Raw genomic sequence first — 22,181 nt, forward strand, 5'->3', positions numbered from 1 at the left:
GAGGGAGAAAAATGATTTTAAAAATTAGGGATTTAGTAAAACATTATGATGACGGGAATTCAATTGTAAAAGCCGTTGACCATATCGATTTAGAAGTTGGAAAAGGCGATTTTATCGCGGTAGTTGGGAAATCGGGTTCTGGGAAAAGTACTTTGTTAAATCTGATCGGCGGTTTGGATCGTCCAGATTCAGGGCAGGTGATTATAGACGGCAAAAATGTTTTCCGTATGAAAGACGAAGAATTAGCTATTTTCCGTCGTCAAAAAATTGGGTTCATTTTTCAAAATTATAATTTGATTCCATCATTGAATGTGTGGGAGAATGTTGTTCTACCAATTGGATTAGATAATCGTAAAGTCGATAAGGCCTTTGTCGAAGATTTATTGACGACGATCGGTTTAAGTGATCGAAAAAAAGCGTTGCCGAGTATGCTTTCTGGTGGGCAACAGCAGCGGGTGGCGATTGCACGAGCGATTGCGTCAGAACCTGCCATCATTTTAGCAGACGAACCGACAGGGAATTTGGACACTAAAACCGAATTGGAAGTGATGTCCTTATTAAAGAAATCTGTTGAGAAATTTGGTCAAACATTGATTATGATCACTCATGATGAAGGAATCGCTCAAACAGCGGATCACATCGTGCACATTGAAGACGGGCGGGTGATCTAAATGAAGATGACTAATACGGTGGCGCTGGCCAATACGAAGTATCATAAAGGAAAAAATTTGCTTTCAGGAATTGCGATCATTTTAACCAGTGTGTTAGTTTTCTTGATCACCTCGATTGGCTTAGGCGTAGTAAATGTTCAAAATGCGGCGGTCAATAAAGTTTATCCAACCTGGCACGCAATGTATCGCAATGTTTCTGAAGAAAATATGGAAAAGATCGGTCAACATGATGCGATTGGCAACTATGGGCTGCGTCAAGATGTCGGTGAAGCGGCATTATCTGCTGATGATTATATTTTGATCAGTTATTTAGATACAGAGGCTCAAAAATTAACCAAGCAAAAATTTGTCAGCGGTCACGCACCTAAAAGAGCCAATGATGCTGTTTTATCTAGAAATGCTTTAAAAAAACTTGGCTATCCCAAAGCGAAAATTGGAGATACGATCTCTATCCCATTGCAGTTCTTTGAAAAAGACAGCCTGGGGATGCAACAGGAAAGGTCTTTTCGTTTAACCGGTATTTCGCCAGATGGTGTGGGGAAGACCGATAGAAAAATCTTTTCAATGCTGATCTCTAAAGACTTCATGCAAGAGGTCATTCCAAAAGATCAACGCAGCTATCGCATGATGGTTCGCTTAACCGAGGAAGCATCAACATCAACGGCTGCGATTAAAGAGAAAGTCAAAGAAATCGGGAAAAATTTTGATGTGATTGAGGACAATATCGTTGAAAATAGCGACTATCTTTTTGCTAACTATATTGATCCGGCCTTTTATTCAGGGATGGCGATCATTATTGCAGTCATTCTCGTGGCGGGCGCATTAACAATTTATAGTATTTATTATGTGTCTCTGATCAATAAAGTTCAGGACTTCGGGAAGCTGGCTGCCTTAGGGGCGACAAAACGTCAAACGCGCCAAATCATTTTGAGAGAAAATTTGATCGTGGCAGGAATTTCGATCCCAATTGGCCTGTTGATCGGGATTGCTACCGTTAAATTTGTCTTCTTCCAACTGATGTCAACGATTGAAAATGAGGTTGCCACGATCAAAGTCATGCGGGAGGTTCTTGAAAAAGGAGAAGTATCTTTGGTTCTTCCATGGATTGTTGGCATGACGATCGGGGTTACGTTATTGACGGTCATTTTAGCTTCATTGAAGCCTATGCGACAAGCAAGTAAAATTATGCCGATCGAGGCAATGCGTTACACCGGACAGACACAAAGTAAGAAAAAACAACGGAAGGGTTTCATCGATCTTAATTTACAAAGACTAGCCCGTGCAAATCTTTCAAGAAATAAAAAACGGACCTTTATCACTATTTTTTCACTTGGCATGATTGGGATACTATTTGTTGTCATTTCAACTGTCTTTAGCTGTACGAATCCCAAGCAGATCGCCCGAGATACGATCGCGGAAGATTATCGAATTAGTATCAAATCTGTTTCCAATGACAAAATGCGTCCAGAACGTGAGTGGACAGCGATCCAGCAAAATAATCCGCTGAACGATGAAATGATTGATAGAATCAAGTCAATTAAAGGTGTTGAGAAAGTGGATACGTTTCAATCAATAACCGGGGAAACACCGGACCTTAAGGAGATTGGGTCGGATGATCCGATGGGATTATCTGTCGGCGGGATTTCGAAAGAGCAGATGGACTTGATCGAAAAAGATATCAAGAAAGGCAGCGCTACCTACGATGAACTAGACTCTGGCGATAAAGTGATTGCCACAGGCTATTTTATCGCTAATTATCCAGAGATCAAGATAGGGGACAAATTGACCTTTAAATTTTTTGATGGGGACCGTTCGTTTGAAAAAGAAATGACCATTATCGCAGGTGGAAATTTTTCAGAGTCTGTTAGTAATTACGATAATTTCTTAATGAGTAATGAAGCTTTGAAAAAAATGTCCAAAAACAATCTGACTTACTATGTCAATATCAAAGCAGCGAAAGGACAGGCTAAAGCCATTCAACCAGCAATTGAAAACCTTGTAGCAGAAAATGAACTCTTCAATCTTGAAAGTTATGAAGAAATTTTGGCACAGTGGGAAGGGTCCATGCAAATGATGACCGGCGCAGGCTATGCGATTATGCTGGTCCTAGCAATCGTTGGAATCATGAACTTGATCAATACGACCATCGATAGTATTTTGAGTCGCAAAAAGGAGTTGGGCGTCATGCAGGCGCTTGGTATGTCTAACCGTCAAATGAAACGAATGCTGCAAACAGAAGGCTTGGTTTATGCCGGAGGAATCCTTCTAATGGGTGTAGGAATAGGTAGCATCTTAGGCTACTTGGTCTACGTATACGCTGAAAGCAATGCCTTGATGCAGATCAAAGTTTATCAATACCCGTTGATCCAAGTCCTGTTAATGATACTGTTAGTGGTTATAGTTCAGCTGATTCTGACCTATGCGACTACGACGATCGTTAATAAAGAGACAGTGATCAAACGAATTCAAGCGTCAGAATAAAAAAAAGAGCTGCCGGCAAATACGCCGGCAGCTTTCGTTTTATTCTAAACCAATCAAATAATCATCATCATTCATTGCTTCAACTTGACCTAAAAGATAGCCGTTACCGACTTGCGAGAAGAAGTCATGATTGCTGGTTCCGGTTGAGATTCCGTTCATGACAATTGGATTTACGTCATCCGCGGTGTCTGGGAACAATGGATCCATACCCAAATTCATTAACGCTTTGTTTGCGTTGTAACGCAAGAAAGTTTTTACTTCTTCCGTCCAACCAATTTCATCGTATAACTCTTCAGTATAACGTTCTTCATTTTCGTACAATTCATACAATAAATCGTACATCCATTCCTTCAAACGTTCTTGCTCCGCTTCCGGTTGTTCATTAAAACCACGCTGGAATTTATAACCAATGTAGGTTCCGTGAACCGATTCGTCACGGATAATTAATTTAATGATTTCCGCTACGTTGGCTAATTTGTTATTCCCTAAATAATAAAGCGGGGTATAGAAACCAGAATAGAAAAGAAATGTTTCTAAAAAGACACTGGCGATTTTCTTTTCCAAAGGAGTGCCATTTTTATAGATTTCGTTGATCCGTTCTGCTTTTTTTTGCAGATAAGGATTCGTGTTGGTCCATTCAAAAATCTCGTTGATTTCAGTTTTTGTATTTAATGTACTAAAAATAGATGAATAGCTTTTGGCATGGACAGATTCCATAAATTGGATATTGTTCAGCACAGCTTCTTCGTGTGGGGTACGAACATCTTTGCGTAGTTGATCCATTCCACTTTCTGATTGAACAGTATCTAGCAATGTTAAACCGCCGAAAACATGTCCTACGACATCCTTTTCCAAAGATGATAATTTGCGCCAATCATCTAAGTCATTAGATAGCGGGATCCGTGTATCCAACCAAAATTGTTCCGTTAATTTTTCCCACGTCGATTTATCGATGACGTCTTCGATTTCATTCCAGTTAATGGCTTCGTAATAAGTTTCTGCCATGAATATTCCTCCTACTTCGCTTCAAGGTAATTATTTTTCAAAAAACGAAAAATAAATTTGATTTTCAACTGTATATCATTCTGTTAACGTACTAAAGGCACGAAAGGAACTTGATAAATTACGCATAGCATTACCTCTCGAACAAAAGTACGAGAGGTAAAAGATAGTTCTTAAATTACGCAGCTTTCACATTGGTTAGAACCGATTTCTTCGGCGTCATCGGTAAATGTACGAACGTAGTAAATCGATTTGCAGCCTTTATAAAAGGCATAGTTGCGCAAGATATTCAAATCACGTGTTGTTTGTTTGCTTTCTTTTTTCCATTCATATAAGCCTTCAGGAATTTCAGAACGCATAAACAACGTCAAACTCATTCCTTGGTCGATATGCTGCTGCGCAGTCGCATAAACATCAATGACTTTCCGCATATCCATATCGTAAGCAGAAGTATAATAAGGCAACGTTTCATTATTCAAATAAGGCGCTGGATAATAAATCTTACCAATTTTCTTTTCTTGACGTTCTTCGATCAAACGAGTGATTGGGTGCAGGCTGGCACTTGTATCATTGATATAAGAAATCGAGCCATTCGGTGCAACAGCTAAACGATTTTGGTGATACAAACCATCTTTTTGAACGGCTTCTTTTAGTGCTTGCCAGTCCTCAGCAGTCGGAATAAAGATATCTTTGAAGATTTCTTTGACTTTATCTGTTTTAGGTAAAAATTCGTTTGTCGTATATTTATCGAAATAAGAACCATCAGCATAAGCTGATTTTTCGAAGTTATGGAAAACAGTCTTGCGTTCTTTCGCCATCTCGTTGCTTTCCATTAATGTCCAATAGTTTAACAAAGTGAAATAGATATTAGTGAAATCAATTGATTCCTCAGAGCCGTATTCCATCAAGTGTTTTGCAAAGAAGCTGTGCAAGCCCATTGCGCCTAAACCAATCGTGTGATTCAAGTTGTTTCCGTTTTGAATAGAAGGAACAACTTCGATATCGGATTCGTCTGTAACGAAAGTCAAGGCACGAACCATCGTCCGGACGGATTGACCAAAGTCAGGACTTTCCATTAAGTTGACGATGTTGGTTGAACCTAAGTTACATGAAATGTCCGTTCCCAATACATCGTATTCTTGACGACCATTGATAGTAGAAGGCGTTTGAACTTGTAAGATCTCAGAACACAGATTACTCATAACGATTTTACCATCGACAGGGTTGGCACGGTTTGCCGTATCGATATTGATGATATATGGATAGCCAGATTCTTGCTGTAATTTAGAGATTTCATTTTCTAAATCACGAGCGCGGATTTTCTTTTTACGAATATTAGGATTCGCCACTAAATTATCGTATTCTTTTGTGATATCGACGTAAGAATAAGGTACGCCATATTCACGTTCAACACCGTAAGGGCTGAATAAATACATGTCTTCATTTTTACGAGCCAACTCGTAAAATTTATCAGGAACAGTCACACCAAGTGAAAGTGTTTTTACCCGGATTTTTTCGTCGGCATTTTCTTTTTTAGCAGATAGGAACATCTCAATATCAGGATGGAAGACGTCTAAATAAACGACACCGGCCCCTTGACGTTGACCTAACTGATTAGAATAAGAGAAGCTATCTTCAAATAATTTCATGACTGGAACGACACCGCTAGCCGCACCGTCGTAGCCTTTGATTGGTGAGCCGGCCTCACGCAAGTTTGAAAGGTTGATTCCTACGCCGCCGCCAATTCTTGATAATTGCAAAGCGGAATTGATTGAGCGTCCGATACTATTCATATCATCTGTTACTTGAATCAAGAAACAGGAAACCAATTCACCGCGGCGTTTACGTCCCGCATTTAAGAAGGATGGCGTAGCTGGTTGGTAACGTTGATGAATCATTTCGTCGGCTAATGATAATGCCAGCGCTTCATCACCGTCCGCAAAATACAACGCATTGAAAGCCACACGATCTTCGTAGCTTTCTAAATATTCTGTCCCTGCATTGTTTTTCAACGCATATTGAGAATAAAATTTATAAGCCGCCATGAATGACTTGAAAGTAAAGTTTTGCTCCGCTAAGTAATTGAAGAGTTTCTCGATAAAAGCAGTCGTGTATTTGCCGATGAACGCCGCTTCTATAAAATCTTCTTCTACTAAATAGTCGATCTTTTCTTGTACAGAAGAAAATGCATGGGTATTTGGTTCCACATTTTCTTTGAAGAAGGCATCCAAAGCCTCTTTGTCTTTATTTAGTGGGATCTGTCCATTTACTGGACGGTTAATTTCATTGTTCAGCTTGAAGTAGGATACTTCACCTAGGTCTTTTAAACTCATCTCGTCACATCTTTCCATTTTTTCTATCTATAATAAAGAAGAAACTTTGCAATCGTGGATCGCAAAGTTTCGAATTACGCTAATGCTTTCAATTGATCTGGACGGAAACCGATGATGGCTTGCTGTCCGCCGAAAATAACTGGGACACTTTGGAAACCTTGATCTTTTAGAAAACCTAGTGCTTCGGGTTCATTGTCGATATTGACTTCTTCAAATGAAATTTGATTCTCAGTTAAATAACGTTTGGCCATTTTGCATTGCATGCAATTATTTTTAGAATAGACTTTTACCATAAGACTACCTCCTCTGATTTCTACAATTACTAGTATAAAAGATGTGGGAGAAAAGTCAATCGTTAAACACCATATATTGTGGTGTAGTTTTAGTGGTATACTACTCTTTGTGTTTTTTGCAAAAACGTTGAAAACGGACGACCGCAAAGAAAAATCCCTTTACAAAGTAGATAAAAAGCTCAAATGATGTTTTTTTTCGGAAAATAAGTTTTTTTAATAACGAAAAATCCGGATTTAAAACAAATAAATCAGTGATTGTCAAACAAATTGCTCGGAAAAGGCAAAAATCTTCGACCATTTATTGACTTTGCTATCAAATGAAGCTATTCTTAGTGAGAAAGATTCTCATTATTAATTAGATACAGAAGTCGAACAGTAAGGTGGAGAAAGATATGACAACTTTGGCAGATGTCTCATTGAACCATGTCGTTCAAATTGACGAAATGACTTTAGAAAATGAGTTAAAGCATCGACTGCAAGATTTGGGAATGATTGTCGGTTCAAAAGTTGCCGTCGTGAATCATTCTGGGGATAACGGAATTATTTTATTACATAATACACGGCTGGCTTTATCCCAGTCTTTATTAAAGAAAATACTTGTGAAAGACCTAACGGAAGATCAGCAGACGTGGATTTCATTGGATCAATTAAAAGCTGGTGAACAAGGAGTCGTCGTGAACGTTCACGGAAGCGGATCAATCAAAAGACGTCTTATGGACATGGGTCTAACTAAGGGAACTGAGGTCAAGGTCGTTAAACTGGCTCCTTTAGGTGATCCAATAGAGCTTCGGGTTCGCGGCTATGAACTAAGTTTACGGAAAAGCGAATCAGAAATGGTTGTCGTATCGAAGGAGGCGGAATAGATGGCGAAGACCCATATTGCTTTAGCAGGAAATCCCAACAGTGGAAAAACGAGTACCTTCAATGTCCTAACAGGAACCAATCAATTTGTTGGAAATTGGCCTGGGGTGACCGTTGAGCGTAAAGAAGGGGTCTACAAAAAGGATTCTGAAGTAATCATCGATGATCTGCCTGGGATATACTCTCTTTCACCGTACTCACCGGAAGAGGTAGTGGCGCGGGACTATCTGCTATCAGGTACACCGGACGCCATCGTCAATATTATCGATGGAACAAACCTTGAACGTAATCTTTATTTGACGACGCAGCTGATTGAGACAGGAATTCCTGTTGTTGTTGCTGTAAATATGATGGATATCATCAAGAAAAGCGGCAAGCAAATTAATTTAGATAAATTGTCTTATGCCTTGGGGGTTCCGGTCGTTGGAATCAGTGCGTTAAAAAATTGGGGCTTGGATAAAGCAGTTAATGAAGCCCTTCATCTAGTTAAAAAAGGTGTGGAGGAAATCAATTTTCCTCATTATGATAAGCGATTAGAAGCCGCACTTAGTGAAATCGAAGAAGTTCTTGGCAGTACCGCGGTTGCTAAATACAGTCGTTGGTATAGTTTGAAATTATTTGAACGAGATGAACGTGCGCAAAGTGATCTAGATTTAAGTTCAATCCAACAAAAAGAGCTGCAGGAAATCATCAAGATTACAGAAAAAATCTTTGGTGAAGATGCGGAAAGCTTAGTTATCAACGAACGTTATAATTTTATTACGGATTTAAAAACGTTATGCGTAGTTGATGAGGATCAATTTAAATTATCGATCTCGGATAAAATTGACCGTATTGTCACGAATCGTTTCTTAGCGTTGCCGATCTTTGCTTTGGTAATGTGGCTGATTTATTACATCGCTATCCAAACAATCGGGGCGATGGGAACCGATTGGGTGAATGAGAATTTGTTTGGGGACATCGTGCCTAACTTTGTCAGCACGACACTGCAATCTTGGAATGTGGCTGAGTGGATGCAAAACTTGATTTTAGATGGAATCATTGCCGGGGTTGGGGCTGTTTTAGGCTTCCTTCCGCAATTAATGGTCCTTTTCCTGTGTTTGGCGCTATTGGAAGACTGCGGTTATATGTCTCGAATCGCCTTCGTTATGGATCGGATTTTCCGTAAGTTTGGCTTGTCTGGTAAATCATTTATTCCGATGTTGATCGCGACAGGGTGTGGGGTGCCCGGCGTTATGGCAAGTCGGACGATCGAGAATGAAAAAGATCGGCGGATGACTGCGATGCTGACGACCTTTATGCCTTGTTCGGCGAAATTGCCGATTATCGCTTTAATTGCCGGCGCCTTTTTCCCAAATAGCAGCTGGGTAGCACCGTCTGCTTACTTTATTGGAATGGGAGCCATCGTCTTATCGGGGATTGCATTAAAGAAAACAAAACTATTTTCGGGAGATCCTGCACCCTTTATCATGGAACTTCCGTTGTATCATATGCCTCGAATCGGCAATACGATCCGCTATACTTACGACCATAGCAAGGCGTTTGTTAAGCGTGCAGGAACGATCATTTTTGTTTCTAGTATCGTAATCTGGTTTATTTCTAGCTACAACTTCACCTTACAAGCGGTGAACGAAAATGACAGTATTTTGGCAGCGTTGGGCGGTTTGATTGCTCCGTTGTTCGCACCATTAGGCTGGGGCGATTGGCGCGGGGCAGTTGCGGCCATTACAGGTTTAGTAGCAAAAGAAAATGTAATCGGCACTTTTGGTATCTTATATCGTCATGCTGAAGTCGCAGAAAATGGTGTTGAAATCTGGAAATCATTGCAAGCGGCTTACACACCAATCGCTGGTTATTCATTCTTAGTCTTTAACTTGCTGTGTGCACCATGTTTTGCGGCAATCGGCGCGATTCATCGTGAAATGGGCGATATCAAATGGACTTGGCGTGCAATTGGCTACCAATGCGGATTAGCGTATGCGGTAAGCTTCATTGTTTATCAATTTGGCCATGTGATTTTCGAGAATGGTGAGATCGGTATTGGATTTATTTTAGCGGCCCTTGTACTTATTGCGATGATTTACTTTGTCGTTAGAAGACCTGCTAAACAAACACCGACAGTTACGATTGAAGAGATCAAAGAGGTGAAAGAATGGCAACTATAATATTAAGTGTTTTGATTTTCGGCGGTGCCGGAGTGATTGTTTATCGCCGGATCAAAAATGGCAGTTCTTGTGAAGATTGCGATAGCGGTTGTCCGGTAAAAGAAGAACAACACAAACATTAAATCATAGGATTCGGCGAATTTCGCCGGGTCTTTTTTTTGACCTTTTCAACTGGTAAGACTAGAAAAATGATATGGATGAAACAGTTCGTAATAGTTGAGACAACTGGTTCTATAAAAATATTTAAAAAAAAGAGCAACATAGTTGTTGACAATAGTTCGGTACCGAACTATAATTACAAACGAAATAAGGTTCGGTACCGAACTTTATCAAATGGAAACGACTATTGGTCCAATATTAAAAGTTAGGAGATCTTTATAATGAGTGAATTTACCAAAGACTTGATGCGTCAATTACGTTTTATCAGTTCAGCAAGCAATGCCTTTATGAATAAAAGACAGAAATTAAATGGTCAGCAGCGGGTCTTAGCGATTTTAGCTAAAGAAGACGGGTTGATCCAAAGCCAGTTAGCTGAAATTTTAGACATTCGACCAAGTTCATTGGCTGAATTAATGAAGAAGATGGAAAAAAGCGGCGATGTCTTACGAAAAGAAGAAGAACAGGATAAGCGAATCAAACGGGTCTATTTAACCGAAAAGGGAAAGAAAAAAGCCCAGAAATTTAGTTTTGCTGGCGAAGATATGAGTGAAGCTTTTTTTGCAGGCCTAACGGATGAAGAACAGCAAAACTTTAGTGAGTATCTGCAAAAGATTTCTGCAGGTTGGCAAGAAGAAGTCCAAAAACAAGCAGGACGTTTTGTTGATCCAATGGAGCGTCTGCGTCAAATGCAGGCGATGCGTGATCAATTTGCTGGAAACTGGCAAGAGGACTGGCAAAATCTTTCTCGCGAAGAGCAGCATCGGATGCGCAATCAAATGAAACGTGAGATGCGTAATGCTTCAAGAGATTTTTCTCGCAATTTCAAACATGATTTCCGTCCAAATTTTTGGGACAATCGTGATTGCTTTGAAGAACCAGAAAAAACCAAAGACCACGATGACAAAGAATGGGAAGATTTTTAATACCCATCGAAATAATCATAAGAAATGGGTAGTGAAATAATTAATGGAGAATTTAATTTCATTACAACGAACTAGGAGGAACCAACTATGGATCGGGATATGAGTATGGCGCCTGAACAAACAGGTGAAGGCGACAATAAGAAAAGTACCTACAAATTGAAAGATTTCATTCGATTGATCATGAGTGTCAATCCTAAGAAAACACTTTTTGCGATTGGATTGTTTTTGAGTTTATTGACAAGTGGTGCTAGTTTGATCGTACCGCAATTAACAAAAGGGTTGATCGATACCAGCAAATTAGCACAAATCGATAAGAAAATGCTGATTGTTTTAGTACTCGCTTTTGTAGCACAATTAGCATTTGGTGCAATTGGCAGCTTCTTGTTACGTTTTGTCGGGGAAAGTGCCGTTAAAACATTGCGGGAGAAATTATGGGGACATTTGCTTCAAATGCCTGTCGATTATTATGATGACCATAAATCAGGTGAAAGCAGTTCGCGTTTGGTTAATGATACGACTGTGATTAAAGAATTAGTAGCCACTCAATTTCCAAACTTTATTACTGGTGCAATCCAACTTGTTGGATCAATGATCATTTTGTTTGTAATGGATTGGAGAATGGCAGCGATGATGTTTTTGGCTGTTCCGATCATGGCATTGATCATGATGCCGATCGGCCGGATTATGTCGCGTCTAGGACGTCAGCTGCAAGCAGCAACGGCCGACTTTAATGCAGAAGCTAGTGAAAAGTTATCAGAAATTCGTTTGATCAAGTCAAGTAATGGTGAGACTTTTGAAAAAACCAGCGGTGGTTCATTTATCAATAAGATCTTTAATTTAGGAATCAAAGATGCAAAGGTTGAAGCGATGCTGCAACCGATCATCACGACCGTTATGTTAGGTTTATTCGTAGGGATTTTGGGCTACGGCGCCGTTCGTGTTCAAGCGGGCACATTAACTAGTGGGGATTTAGTTGCTTTCCTATTGTATCTATTTAATATTATGATGCCGGCAGCCAGCTTCGCGATGTTCTTCTCGCAAGTCCAAAAAGCGATGGGGGCGACAGAACGGATTGAGCAAATCTTGGAAACAGAATTAGAACCAATCGAAACTGGGAAAACGGTTGATGTTGCAGGCAAAACGATTCAAGCGAAAAATCTTTCCTTCCATTATGTGGCTGATCGCCCAATCTTGAAGAATGTTTCGTTTGAAGCTAAACCGAATACGGTGATTGCTTTTGCTGGACCAAGCGGTGGCGGAAAATCTACAATCTTTGCATTGTTAGAACGATTCTATCAACCGTCAGAGGGCATAGTTAAAATTGGTGAGGATGCGATTGATGATCTCAGCCTAACCAATTGGCGTTCGCAAATCGGGTATGTTTCACAAGACAGTGCTGTTTTTGCCGGAAGTATTCGTGAGAACCTTCAATACGGGTTGGATCGGACATTAACTGAGGATGAGCTATGGCACGGTTTGGAATTAGCGTACGCCGATCAATTTGTCCGTGATTTTCCTGATCAATTGGAAACAGAGCTAGGGGAACGCGGAGTGAAATTATCCGGCGGGCAAAAACAACGGATCGCTATCGCTCGAGCTTTCTTACGAGATCCAAAAATCTTGATGCTGGATGAAGCGACGGCCAGTCTAGACTCACAATCTGAAGAAAAAGTTCAACGCGCTTTGGATCAATTGATGGAAGGACGGACAACCTTAGTTATTGCTCACCGCCTATCAACGATCGTAGATGCCGATCACATTTACTTCATTGAAAAAGGTGAAGTAACAGGTCATGGAACTCATAGCGAATTGATTGCTACGCATCCTTTATACGCACAATATGTACAAGAACAAGTTGTGAATTAAAAAATACCCTTCGAAAATTTTTCGAAGGGTATTTCTTTTATGAATAATTCGGCATTTTGTTTTCGTAGGCCGTAATTTCATCTTCGTATTGCATGGTGATACTGATATCATCCAAACCGTTGACCAATTTCTCTTTCCAAGTTGGATCAATTTGAAAGGCGTAGTTAGCCTCTTCGGTTCGAATCTCCTGTTTTGGCAAATCGATCGTGATTGACTGATCCGCAGGGAGCTGGCTCAAAATTTTCCGAACCTCTTGATCTAGGCGAATCGGCAACAGTCCATTTTTTAGCGCGTTCATATAAAAAATGTCGCTGTAACTGCCGGCAATTACTGCTTTAAATCCATAGTCTTGAATGGCCCAGGCTGCGTGTTCGCGCGAAGAGCCGGAACCAAAGTTTTCACCAGAGATCAAGATCGTCGCGTCTTTGCGTTCCTCTTTGTTTAAAATGAACTCGGGGTTAGGCGAGCCGTCTTCTAAAAAACGCCACTCATCAAAAAGATGTTTACCAAAACCGGCCTTATCTACTTGCTTCAAAAAGCCTTTTGGAATGATTTGATCCGTATCAATATTATCATTCATTAGAGGAACGGATTTTCCTGTATAGATCGTAAATTTTTCCATTAGATGACCTCCTTGCGGCTATCGACGAAATTTCCATGAACGGCGGCCAAGGCGGCCATTACCGGGCTGCAAAGATGTGTACGAGCATCCTTGCCTTGACGCCCTTGAAAATTACGATTAGACGTTGAAGCACAATGAACTCCTGCCGGGACACGGTCAGGGTTCATACCGAGACACATGGAACAGCCAGGTTCGCGCCATTCAAAGCCAGCTTCTTTAAACACTTTATCGAGCCCAATTTTTTCTGCAGCCTTGCGAACAGGGCGTGAGCCGGGAACTACAATAGCTGTGACGTTGTCGTGAACTTTCTTGCCTTGCACGATTTTGGCGGCTTCCTGCAAATCTGAAAGACGTCCGTTTGTACATGAGCCGATAAATACATAGCCGACTGGGATATCTGCGGGTGTCTGCCCTGGTTTTAGATCCATATAGTCGTAGGCCTTTTGCAGTTCAGGGGAAGTTGCTGCCGGGAATGCACCATCGAAAGGAACGCCCATCTCAGGGTTGGTGCCCCATGTTACAAATGGAACCAAGTCGCTAACTTCCAATGTTAGTTCTTTATCGTACACGGCATCCTCATCGGTATATAGTTCCTTCCAATCCTTGATGGCTGCCTCCATATTCTTCGGAGCGTATTCGCGACCTGCGACATAATCAAAAGTTTTGTCGTCAGGGGCGATCAGGCCGATTTTCGCGCCGCCTTCGATCGCCATATTACAAATCGTCATACGTTCTTCCATTGATAGACTTTCGATAGTTTCTCCATAAAACTCTGCTCCGTAACCTACGCCGAAATCCGTGCCGTATTTTGCGATCAATGCCAAAATAATGTCTTTTGCATAAACGCCTTTTGGCAGTTTTCCGGTAATTTTGATTCCCATATTTTTCGGTTTATTTTGCCAAAGCGTTTGAGTGGCAAAAACATGTTCCACTTCGCTAGTGCCGATACCAAAGGACAAGGCACCAAATGCACCGTGTGTCGCAGTATGAGAATCGCCGCAGACGATCGTTTTGCCGGGCTGAGTCAAACCAGTTTCTGGTCCGACCATATGAACGATCCCTTGACGATCACTGCCGTTGTCACACAGTCGGACATTAAATTCTTGGCAATTATCTCTTAAGGTGTCGATTTGTTTTTTTGCTACTAGATCACTGAAATTAAAAATATCAACAGTCGGTGTGTTGTGATCCATCGTTGCAAAAGTCCGTTCTGGATGGCGCAATGTTCGGCCAGCTTCACGAATGCCCGCAAAAGCTTGCGGAGAAGTAACTTCATGGATCAAATGCAGATCGATGTAAAGTAATTGTGGAGCACCTTCTTCGCCGTGGACGACATGGCGATTCCATAGTTTATCAAATAGTGTTTTTCCCATCGTTTATGCTCCTTTCAATTCTTGAATCACAGCGTCGGTAAATTCTGCTGTTGATGCTTGACCACCTAGGTCATGGGTAAATAATCCGTTTGACAGCACTGCATCGCAGGCCTTTTCAATTGCTTGAGCGGCCTGTTCTTCTTGGAATGATTGACGCAGCATCATAGCCACAGACAAGATCATCGAGATCGGGTTTGCGATTCCTTTACCTGCAATATCTGGTGCTGAGCCGTGAATCGGCTCGTAAAGAGATGGTCCGCCATCACTGTGACTAGCACTCGGCAATACCCCTAACGATCCTGGCAGTACCGAAGCTTCATCACTTAAGATATCGCCAAAAAGATTTTCTGTGACGATTACGTCAAAGGCTTTAGGATTTTGGATTAATTTCATTGCCGCAGAGTCTACGTATTGATGCTCCAGTTGACAATCAGGATATTCCTTCGCGATTTCCTCTGCGGTTGCTCGCCATAGTTTACTCGAAGCTAATACATTCGCTTTATCTACAGAAGTGACTTTTTTACTGCGTCCTTGAGCAATTTTGAAAGCAGAGTGGATGATTCGTTCGATCTCGTCTTTTTGATAGCGAGCTGTATCGAAAGCCATTGTTTCTGTTAGCTCTCGCGGCTCCCCAAAGTAAATACCGCTGCTCAGTTCCCGAACGATGATCAAATCTGTTCCTTCAATAATCTCCGGTTTTAAAGGGGAGAGATGCAGCAAAGCGGAGGAGACGGAAACGGGTCGAATATTCGCAAATAGGTTCAATGTTTTCCGCAAAGCCAACAACCCTTTTTCTGGTGTATCCTGCATTTTTTCCCACTTAGGTCCGCCAATTGCTCCTAGTAAGATCGCATCGGCGGTTTGACAGGCGGCTAAAGTTTCTTCAGGTAGTGAGGCACCAGCTTCGTCGATTCCAGCACCGCCGAAAGGAAATTTTTCAAGTTTGAATGTTTTGCCGCAGGTATCTTCGACAGCTCTCAATACCTTCAATCCGCTATCCATAATCTCTGGTCCAATGCCATCACCGGCTAATACAACAATTTTACTATTCATTTACATACTCCTATCTTCTTTTTAAGTTTAACTAGATATTGCTACGCATGCTATTGTGTTATACATTTTGTTTTAAGTGATTACTTGCTTGGACATAGGCTTTAGCTGAGGCTTGTAAAACGTCAAAGTCTACACCAATTCCGCGATAATCGTTTTTTGTTTTTTCATCCCATAAAGTAACTCGAACTTCTGCCTGGGCATCTTCACCGCCGGTTAATGCCTGAATTTCATATTCGGTTAATTCGGGATTTTGCTGGAACAATTCATCGATCGCGTTGTAAATGGCCTGAATACTGCCTGATCCGATTCGCGACGCAACTTTTGTTTCGTCCTCTTCATTCACGATCGAAACGATCGCTCCTTGATACCCATTTGAACTGTATTGAACTTGCACGTCTGCCAGTTTATATGTCTCGGTTTCTTCTCTATATTGATCGGCAAGCAAAGCGACCAAATCTTTGTCAGTAATTTGTTTTTTCTTATCGGCTAAAGCTTTGAAACGTTTGAAGGCTTCTTTACTGTCGGCATCATTTAATTGGTAGCCCAATTCTTCTAATTTTGCATTAAAGGCATGACGTCCCGATAGTTTTCCTAGCGGTAGAGAATTTTGATTGACGCCTACAAGGGTAGGGGTGATGATCTCGTAAGTCTCAGGATTTTTTAGTACTCCATCTTGGTGAATCCCAGATTCATGGGCGTACGCATTGTCACCAACGATCGCTTTATTTTTCGGAACAGGAATTCCAGAGAGCCGAGAAACCAGTTCGCTGGTTCGTTTTGTTTCATTTAAAACAATATTTGCTTCGCATTGATAGAAGTCTTTGCGGATCGCAAGTGCCAACGCAACTTCTTCCAAAGCAGTGTTGCCTGCACGTTCCCCAATCCCATTTACGGCTCCTTCTACACGATTTGCTCCGTTTTCGATGGCTGCCAGTGCGTTTGCAGTCGCCATTCCCAAGTCATCATGGCAATGAGAAGAAAAGCTGATTTCTTCTTCACTTCGAATGTTTTCAATCAGCGATTTAAAAATTCCACCGTATTCAGTTGGATTAGAATAGCCGACGGTGTCAGGAACATTAATAATTGTTGCTCCTGCATCAATCGCCGTTTGTACAGCTTCTAATAGGAAGTCTTTTTCTGTTCGCGAAGCATCCTCTGGTGAGAATTGGACTTTCTTAAACAAACTGCGAGCATAACCAACATGCTCTTTAATAGAAGAAAGGACTTCTTCTCTTGTCATTTTCAGCTTGTATTGCATGTGGACATCACTCGTCGCTAAGAAAACATGAATCTGCGGATCAACGGCATCTTTTAATGCTTCATACGCTCGATCGATATCTTTTTTCTGGCAGCGAGCCAAACCTGTAACGGTCATGGACTTTACTTGACGAGCAATTTGTTGAACGGCTTCGAAATCACCAGAGGAGGCAATTGGAAATCCGGCCTCGATGACATCGATTCCCCATTTTTCTAATTGAAGTGCAATTTGAACCTTCTCTTTAGTATTAAAATTTACTCCTGGGGTTTGTTCACCATCTCTTAATGTGGTGTCAAAAAACTGGATACTTCTCATTTTTGCTCCTCCTTCGTTTAAAAACGGGTATAAAAAAAGCACCCCATCGGAAAAGAACCATTTTCTTCTCCGATGCAATGCGAATAGGGACTTCATGAAATAATTTTCAGAAAGTCCCAGCTATAATAATAAAGTTGCGTTGAAAGATATGCTTGATTTCATCATGGCAACCACCCGTTTATTTTCAGAATTTTTAAAAAATTGTTGTAATCATCGTATAAAGAAAAGGCTGAAATGTCAATGACATTATGAAAAAAAGATGAGAAATTCTTTTAATAAATTTCAGTCGTTATAAAAAGGTGCCAAATGAAAGGCTGAAATTTATGATTTCACAAATTTTTCCTACTATATAAGGGGAGTGGAATAACTAACATGAATATGTCAGTAAAAGTATGCCTAACAAAATATTTCGTCGTTTTTATCAAAATAAAAAATTTTTTTTAGTCTAATTGTTGAATCTACAAGTTTTCTTAGGTTTTTTTCATAAAAGTAAAAATTTCATTAGAGCATATGTGTTGATTTATTAAAAACAAATGATTAAACTACTCGACATATTCAGAACTTCGTAATTAATCTGAAAATTGAATCAAAAGGGGAAAAAGATATGAGGAACAAATTAGCTTATGGTATCATCGCGGTTTGCGGGCTCGCCTTGGCGGGGTGTTATGGCGGCAGCAGTGCTTCAACTGATGAGAGCAGTTCAAGCACGAAAGCAAAAGATAATGGCACTTTTAATTTAGTGGTTCAACAAGAAATGCCTACTGCAGACCTATCTGTAGCGACCGACACAATTAGTTTTACTGCACTAAATAATGTTTATGAAGGTATCTACCGTCTAGACAAAGATAATAAGCCTCAACCAGCTGGCGCGAGTGAAAAAGTCAAAGTCAGTGATGACGGCAAGACCTATACTGTTAAATTACGTAAAGATGCAAAATGGTCCAATGGTGATCCAGTAACAGCAAAAGATTATGTCTTTGGTTGGCAGCGTACGGTTAAACCAGAAACAGCCTCAGAATATGCATATCTTTTCGAACCTGTTGAAAATGCAGCTGATATTTCAGCTGGCAAAAAGGCACCAGATGAACTAGGGATCAAAGCCGTTAATGATCACGAACTAGAAATCAAGTTATCGAAACCAACACCATATTTTGATTACTTATTAGCCTTTCCTTCATTCTTCCCACAAAATCAAAAAGTCGTGGAAGCAAACGGAAAAGAATATGCGACTAAGAGTGACAAGTCAGTTTACAATGGTCCGTTCACATTAGAAGGCTTTGATGGTCCGGGTACAGATACTGAGTGGGAATATAAGAAAAATGATACTTATTGGGATAAAGACGAAGTGAAATTATCCAAAGTTAAAGTCAATGTAGTAAAAGAATCTTCCACTTCATTGAACTTGTTCAAAGACGGCGAAGCGGATGACGTGATTCTATCTGGTGAGTTAGCGCAGCAAAACGCCAATGATCCAGCATACAAATCATTTAAAGAAGCGCGTACAAGCTATCTTGAATACAACCAGCGGAAAGAAGATTCACCGTTTAAAAATGAAAACCTGCGTAAAGCAATCTCTTATGCAATCAATCGTAAATCATTAGTCAATCAAGTTCTAGGTGACGGTTCAGTGGTTTCTACTGGTCTAGTGCCATCAGGGATGTCAAAAAATCCTAAGACTGATGAAGATTTTGCTAAAGAAGCAGGCAACTTAGCACCTTATGATAAGAAAAAAGCGAAAGAGTATTGGGATAAAGCTAAGAAAGAATTGAAAATCGATTCACTTTCATTTGAATTGATGGCTTCCGATACCGACTCGTCTAAGAAAGTTATTGAATATATGCAAAGTGCGTTAGAAGAAACCTTGCCGGGTATCAAAGTGAAACCAACACCTGTACCATTCTCTGTTCGTTTGGATCGTTCAAATGCGGGCGACTTTGATGTTCTACTTGGCGGTTGGGGAGCTGACTATGCCGATCCATCTAGCTTCACTGACTTGTTCGTAACAGGAAACTCTTATAACCGTGGCCGTTGGAGCAATGAAGAGTACGACAAAGCAGTGGATGCTTCTGGTAACAAAGACGCAAGTAACGAAGAAGCACGCTGGGACGATTTACAAAAAGCGAACGAGCTTATTTCTAAAGAATCCGGTGTCGCACCATTGTATCAACTATCTGAAGCTCATTTGGTCAATAAGAAAGTCAAAGGCATCGTTCACCATCCAGCCGGCGCTTCTTGGGATTACAAATGGACTTACGTAGAAAAATAGTTTGCTAAATGAAAAGAAGTTGGAACGTTTATCGTTCCAACTTCCTTTTAAATGATTGTTAACAAAGCACAGATGATCGAAGCACCGATTAAGATGGCTGCGATGATCAACCAAAAAGAATAACGTCCTTGACCAACATGGGAAAGGGACTGGAATTCTGATTTTTTCTTTTGTTTTCTGCTAAACGCTTGGTGCATCGAATGCTGAAAGTGATCGAAGAAGCCTGAAGAAAAAATCCAAAGCAGGATACCGATAATAAGAAAAGGTAATCCGGTCAAGAAAAATCGGTTTGATAAGGCCAGTGGAGAGACAGTTCCTTGAATGATCGAGTAGATCACAACGATCACCAATAAGCCGCCACCGATTCCAATGGGAAATAATTTATTTTTCATACATACACTCCAATAATTAATAGCTTAACAAAGCTATCCAGATAAAAATTCAAACGCAATGTCTTTCTACTCTAAACCATAACAAAAGTAGAAGTCAAAATTTAAGAACGAATCACTGAAATCATTTTTATAAAAATGAATACATTGAAGCGAATTAGGAGGCACCTCATGGGCAGTTATTTGAAATATTTTTTAAAGCGTGTCTTTTTCATGGTGATAACACTATGGTTGATTGCAACGATCACTTTCTTCTTGATGCAATTATTACCTGGTACACCATATACCAACCAAGAACGATTAAGTCCTGAAACGATCGCGATGCTGAATAAACAAGTTGGTTTAGATAAACCAGTGATCGTTCAATATGGAATTTACTTATCGAACCTCGTACAAGGAAACTTCGGAATTTCTTTCCAATTCAAAAACCAAGCGGTTGCTGCATTATTGGCTGGCCGAATTGGACCTTCATTACAATTAGGGGTTCAAGCGATTATCTTCGGAACCTTCGTTGGGATCGTATTAGGAACCATTTCTGCCATGAAACAAAATTCATGGGCAGATACGGCTTCAACATTAGTTGCGATTTTAGGACGTTCTATTCCCAACTTCGTCTTCGCCGTACTACTACAATATATTTTCGCTATGAAATTGCAAATCTTGCCTATCGCAAAATGGGAAGGTTTCGCGTATACGATCCTGCCGACCCTGGCATTAGCCATGTCGCCGCTAGCCGACTCGGCTCGTTTTATTCGAACCGAGATGGTGGAAGTTCTGCATAGCGACTATGTCGAACTGGCTCGTGCGAAAGGCTTAAGTCGTTGGGAGATCGCATTTAAACATGGGTTGCGGAATAGTTTGATCCCATTGATGACCTTGCTTGGACCATTAGCAGTTGCTTTGATGACCGGCTCGCTTGTAGTAGAAAATATTTTTGCGATTCCTGGTATCGGAGAACAGTTCGTTAAATCAATCATGACTAATGATTATCCAACGATTATGGCCGTGACGATTCTTTATTCGTTCATGCTGGTTTTCGTCATTTTAGTTGTCGATTTATTATATGGTCTGGTTGATCCTCGGATTCGTCTATCAGAAGGGAGTAAAAGCTAATGGAAATGAAATATCCTTCAATCGTTGATATTCCCGCTGATGAATTTCAACCTTTACAAAAAAATACCGAAGAGGAACGCGAGGAAATCGCGGCCCCTTCGCTGAACTTCCTGCAAGACTCATGGCGCCGTTTGAAAAAAAATAAAGCGGCAGTCATTTCAATGATCCTATTAGCAGTGATCATTATAGTTTCGATCGTAACAATTTTTATTTCACCACAAGACCCAAGTAAACAAAATGTCGATTACATTAATTTACCGCCGCGGGTGCCTGGTTTAAACATTGATGGGTTAAACGGGAAAACCATGGTCGCCGGTGAACTAGTAGATAAATACGCGCAGGCTGATGTTCCCGGTAATGTAAATTATTTGTTAGGGACAGATGGTTTGGGGCGTGATGTGTTAAGCCGTTTGTTTATGGGGACGCGAATCTCATTATTGATCGCCTTTATCGCAGCACTATTTGATATCACTCTAGGTGTTGCTTATGGCTTGATTTCCGGAATGTTAGGCGGCAAAGTCGATAATGCGATGCAGCGTTTCTTAGAAATTCTTTCTGGTATTCCAAACTTAGTTGTAATGATTTTGATGCTGGTCGTTTTTGAACCAGGAATTTTCTCGATTGTGGCGGCCATGGCTATCACGAACTGGATACCGATGGCGCGGATCGTCCGAGCCCAAACCCTCAAACTAAAAGACCAAGAATATGTTTTGGCAGGAATGACTTTGGGTGAATCGAAATGGAAAATCGCATTTAAACACATTATCCCCAATATTTCCAGTGTGATTATCATTCAAATGATGTTCAGTATCCCAACGGCGATTTTCTTCGAGGCTTTCTTAAGTTTCATCGGGCTTGGATTGACACCGCCGGCTGCTTCACTAGGTACTTTATTGAACGATGGATACAAAACATTCTTGTATTTGCCATACTTATTGTGGATTCCTGCAGTGACGATCTCACTGATTATGATCTGTTTCAATCTGTTAGCCGATGGTCTACGTGACGCATTCGATCCGAAAATGAAAGAGTGACGAA

The 22,181-nt window shown here is 40.7% G+C and carries 18 protein-coding genes; 10 read left to right on the forward strand and 8 right to left on the reverse strand.

From position 1 onward, the window contains the following. The first annotated feature begins 11 nt into the window (after positions 1 to 11). Together I585_RS17795 and I585_RS17800 are read left to right on the forward strand one after the other, a co-directional pair. Entirely contained in the window at positions 12 to 671 is a 660-nt protein-coding gene (locus I585_RS17795) for an ABC transporter ATP-binding protein (protein WP_010740644.1), read from the forward strand. Then, entirely contained in the window at positions 672 to 3,152 is a 2,481-nt protein-coding gene (locus I585_RS17800; RefSeq protein WP_010740643.1) for an ABC transporter permease, read from the forward strand. 39 nt (positions 3,153 to 3,191) lie between these two features. On the opposite strand, the gene nrdF is transcribed toward I585_RS17800, so the two are convergent. The 3 genes from nrdF to nrdH all read right to left on the reverse strand — a co-directional run bounded on the left by nrdF (position 3,192) and on the right by nrdH (position 6,780). Beyond that, positions 3,192 to 4,157: a class 1b ribonucleoside-diphosphate reductase subunit beta gene (gene nrdF / locus I585_RS17805; protein ID WP_010740642.1), complete on the reverse strand. Its 966-nt coding sequence runs from the start codon at positions 4,155 to 4,157 to the stop codon at positions 3,192 to 3,194. 170 nt (positions 4,158 to 4,327) lie between these two features. Continuing rightward, complete coding sequence (nrdE, locus tag I585_RS17810; protein WP_010740641.1) at positions 4,328 to 6,487, reverse strand: class 1b ribonucleoside-diphosphate reductase subunit alpha; 2,160 nt, start codon at positions 6,485 to 6,487, stop codon at positions 4,328 to 4,330. A 74-nt stretch (positions 6,488 to 6,561) separates the two neighbouring features. Further along, a complete protein-coding gene (gene nrdH / locus I585_RS17815; protein WP_010740640.1) occupies positions 6,562 to 6,780 on the reverse strand; it encodes a glutaredoxin-like protein NrdH in 219 nt (72 codons plus the stop codon). 392 nt (positions 6,781 to 7,172) lie between these two features. Here nrdH and I585_RS17825 point away from each other — a divergent pair, with 392 nt between their 5' ends. From I585_RS17825 to I585_RS17840, 5 genes are all read left to right on the forward strand, one after another. Next, positions 7,173 to 7,643, forward strand: a complete 471-nt coding sequence (locus I585_RS17825; protein WP_010740639.1) for a FeoA family protein — start codon at positions 7,173 to 7,175, stop codon at positions 7,641 to 7,643. Further along, the gene (feoB, locus tag I585_RS17830) at positions 7,644 to 9,806 is read left to right on the forward strand and encodes a ferrous iron transport protein B (protein WP_010740638.1); all 2,163 of its coding nucleotides are present in this window, start codon (positions 7,644 to 7,646) and stop codon (positions 9,804 to 9,806) included. After that, positions 9,794 to 9,928, forward strand: a complete 135-nt coding sequence (locus tag I585_RS23005) for a FeoB-associated Cys-rich membrane protein (protein WP_010740637.1) — start codon at positions 9,794 to 9,796, stop codon at positions 9,926 to 9,928. The genes feoB and I585_RS23005 overlap by 13 nt, the downstream gene beginning before the upstream one ends. Before the next feature lie 258 nt (positions 9,929 to 10,186). Further along, positions 10,187 to 10,888 carry a MarR family winged helix-turn-helix transcriptional regulator gene (locus I585_RS17835; RefSeq protein WP_010740636.1) on the forward strand — a complete coding sequence of 234 codons (702 nt, stop codon included), beginning with the start codon at positions 10,187 to 10,189 and terminating at the stop codon, positions 10,886 to 10,888. A gap of 87 nt (positions 10,889 to 10,975) precedes the next feature. Further along, complete coding sequence (locus I585_RS17840) at positions 10,976 to 12,754, forward strand: ABC transporter ATP-binding protein (RefSeq protein ID WP_010740635.1); 1,779 nt, start codon at positions 10,976 to 10,978, stop codon at positions 12,752 to 12,754. Positions 12,755 to 12,791: 37 nt separating this feature from the next. On the opposite strand, the gene leuD is transcribed toward I585_RS17840, so the two are convergent. The 4 genes from leuD to I585_RS17860 are packed head-to-tail and all read right to left on the reverse strand — an operon-like array spanning position 12,792 to position 17,375. Further along, the gene (gene leuD / locus I585_RS17845; protein ID WP_010740634.1) at positions 12,792 to 13,376 is read right to left on the reverse strand and encodes a 3-isopropylmalate dehydratase small subunit; all 585 of its coding nucleotides are present in this window, start codon (positions 13,374 to 13,376) and stop codon (positions 12,792 to 12,794) included. Next, on the reverse strand, positions 13,376 to 14,749 hold the full coding sequence (leuC, locus tag I585_RS17850; protein WP_010740633.1) for a 3-isopropylmalate dehydratase large subunit: 1,374 nt from the start codon (positions 14,747 to 14,749) through the stop codon (positions 13,376 to 13,378). Before leuC ends, leuD begins: the two co-directional genes overlap by 1 nt. Before the next feature lie 3 nt (positions 14,750 to 14,752). After that, positions 14,753 to 15,802 (reverse strand): 3-isopropylmalate dehydrogenase, encoded by a 1,050-nt coding sequence (leuB, locus tag I585_RS17855; RefSeq protein WP_010740632.1) that lies wholly within the window; start codon positions 15,800 to 15,802, stop codon positions 14,753 to 14,755. Positions 15,803 to 15,860: 58 nt separating this feature from the next. Further along, on the reverse strand, positions 15,861 to 17,375 hold the full coding sequence (locus I585_RS17860) for a 2-isopropylmalate synthase (protein WP_010740631.1): 1,515 nt from the start codon (positions 17,373 to 17,375) through the stop codon (positions 15,861 to 15,863). Between the two features lie 604 nt (positions 17,376 to 17,979). Between I585_RS17860 and I585_RS17865 the strand changes: the two genes are divergently transcribed. After that, positions 17,980 to 19,641, forward strand: a complete 1,662-nt coding sequence (locus tag I585_RS17865; RefSeq protein WP_010740630.1) for a peptide ABC transporter substrate-binding protein — start codon at positions 17,980 to 17,982, stop codon at positions 19,639 to 19,641. A gap of 47 nt (positions 19,642 to 19,688) precedes the next feature. Here the strand turns inward: I585_RS17865 and I585_RS17870 are convergent, their stop codons facing one another. Next, positions 19,689 to 20,033, reverse strand: a complete 345-nt coding sequence (locus tag I585_RS17870; protein ID WP_010740629.1) for a DUF3899 domain-containing protein — start codon at positions 20,031 to 20,033, stop codon at positions 19,689 to 19,691. 168 nt (positions 20,034 to 20,201) lie between these two features. Between I585_RS17870 and opp3b the strand changes: the two genes are divergently transcribed. Together opp3b and opp3C are read left to right on the forward strand one after the other, a co-directional pair. Then, positions 20,202 to 21,143, forward strand: coding sequence for an oligopeptide ABC transporter permease (opp3b, locus tag I585_RS17875; protein ID WP_010740628.1), 942 nt, complete (start codon positions 20,202 to 20,204; stop codon positions 21,141 to 21,143). Further along, on the forward strand, positions 21,143 to 22,177 hold the full coding sequence (gene opp3C, locus I585_RS17880; RefSeq protein WP_010740627.1) for an oligopeptide ABC transporter permease: 1,035 nt from the start codon (positions 21,143 to 21,145) through the stop codon (positions 22,175 to 22,177). The genes opp3b and opp3C overlap by 1 nt, the downstream gene beginning before the upstream one ends. Positions 22,178 to 22,181: the final 4 nt, after the last annotated feature.

Source organism: Enterococcus malodoratus ATCC 43197 (assembly GCF_000407185.1).
Lineage (GTDB): Bacteria > Bacillota > Bacilli > Lactobacillales > Enterococcaceae > Enterococcus_A > Enterococcus_A malodoratus.

Coding starts and splice junctions, on each gene's coding strand:
- I585_RS17795 (WP_010740644.1), top strand. CDS start 12: ATGATTTTAAAAATTAGGGATTTAGTAAAACATTATGATGACGGGAAT.
- I585_RS17800 (WP_010740643.1), top strand. CDS start 672: ATGAAGATGACTAATACGGTGGCGCTGGCCAATACGAAGTATCATAAA.
- nrdF (WP_010740642.1), bottom strand. CDS start 4,157: ATGGCAGAAACTTATTACGAAGCCATTAACTGGAATGAAATCGAAGAC.
- nrdE (WP_010740641.1), bottom strand. CDS start 6,487: ATGAGTTTAAAAGACCTAGGTGAAGTATCCTACTTCAAGCTGAACAAT.
- nrdH (WP_010740640.1), bottom strand. CDS start 6,780: ATGGTAAAAGTCTATTCTAAAAATAATTGCATGCAATGCAAAATGGCC.
- I585_RS17825 (WP_010740639.1), top strand. CDS start 7,173: ATGACAACTTTGGCAGATGTCTCATTGAACCATGTCGTTCAAATTGAC.
- feoB (WP_010740638.1), top strand. CDS start 7,644: ATGGCGAAGACCCATATTGCTTTAGCAGGAAATCCCAACAGTGGAAAA.
- I585_RS23005 (WP_010740637.1), top strand. CDS start 9,794: ATGGCAACTATAATATTAAGTGTTTTGATTTTCGGCGGTGCCGGAGTG.
- I585_RS17835 (WP_010740636.1), top strand. CDS start 10,187: ATGAGTGAATTTACCAAAGACTTGATGCGTCAATTACGTTTTATCAGT.
- I585_RS17840 (WP_010740635.1), top strand. CDS start 10,976: ATGGATCGGGATATGAGTATGGCGCCTGAACAAACAGGTGAAGGCGAC.
- leuD (WP_010740634.1), bottom strand. CDS start 13,376: ATGGAAAAATTTACGATCTATACAGGAAAATCCGTTCCTCTAATGAAT.
- leuC (WP_010740633.1), bottom strand. CDS start 14,749: ATGGGAAAAACACTATTTGATAAACTATGGAATCGCCATGTCGTCCAC.
- leuB (WP_010740632.1), bottom strand. CDS start 15,802: ATGAATAGTAAAATTGTTGTATTAGCCGGTGATGGCATTGGACCAGAG.
- I585_RS17860 (WP_010740631.1), bottom strand. CDS start 17,375: ATGAGAAGTATCCAGTTTTTTGACACCACATTAAGAGATGGTGAACAA.
- I585_RS17865 (WP_010740630.1), top strand. CDS start 17,980: ATGAGGAACAAATTAGCTTATGGTATCATCGCGGTTTGCGGGCTCGCC.
- I585_RS17870 (WP_010740629.1), bottom strand. CDS start 20,033: ATGAAAAATAAATTATTTCCCATTGGAATCGGTGGCGGCTTATTGGTG.
- opp3b (WP_010740628.1), top strand. CDS start 20,202: ATGGGCAGTTATTTGAAATATTTTTTAAAGCGTGTCTTTTTCATGGTG.
- opp3C (WP_010740627.1), top strand. CDS start 21,143: ATGGAAATGAAATATCCTTCAATCGTTGATATTCCCGCTGATGAATTT.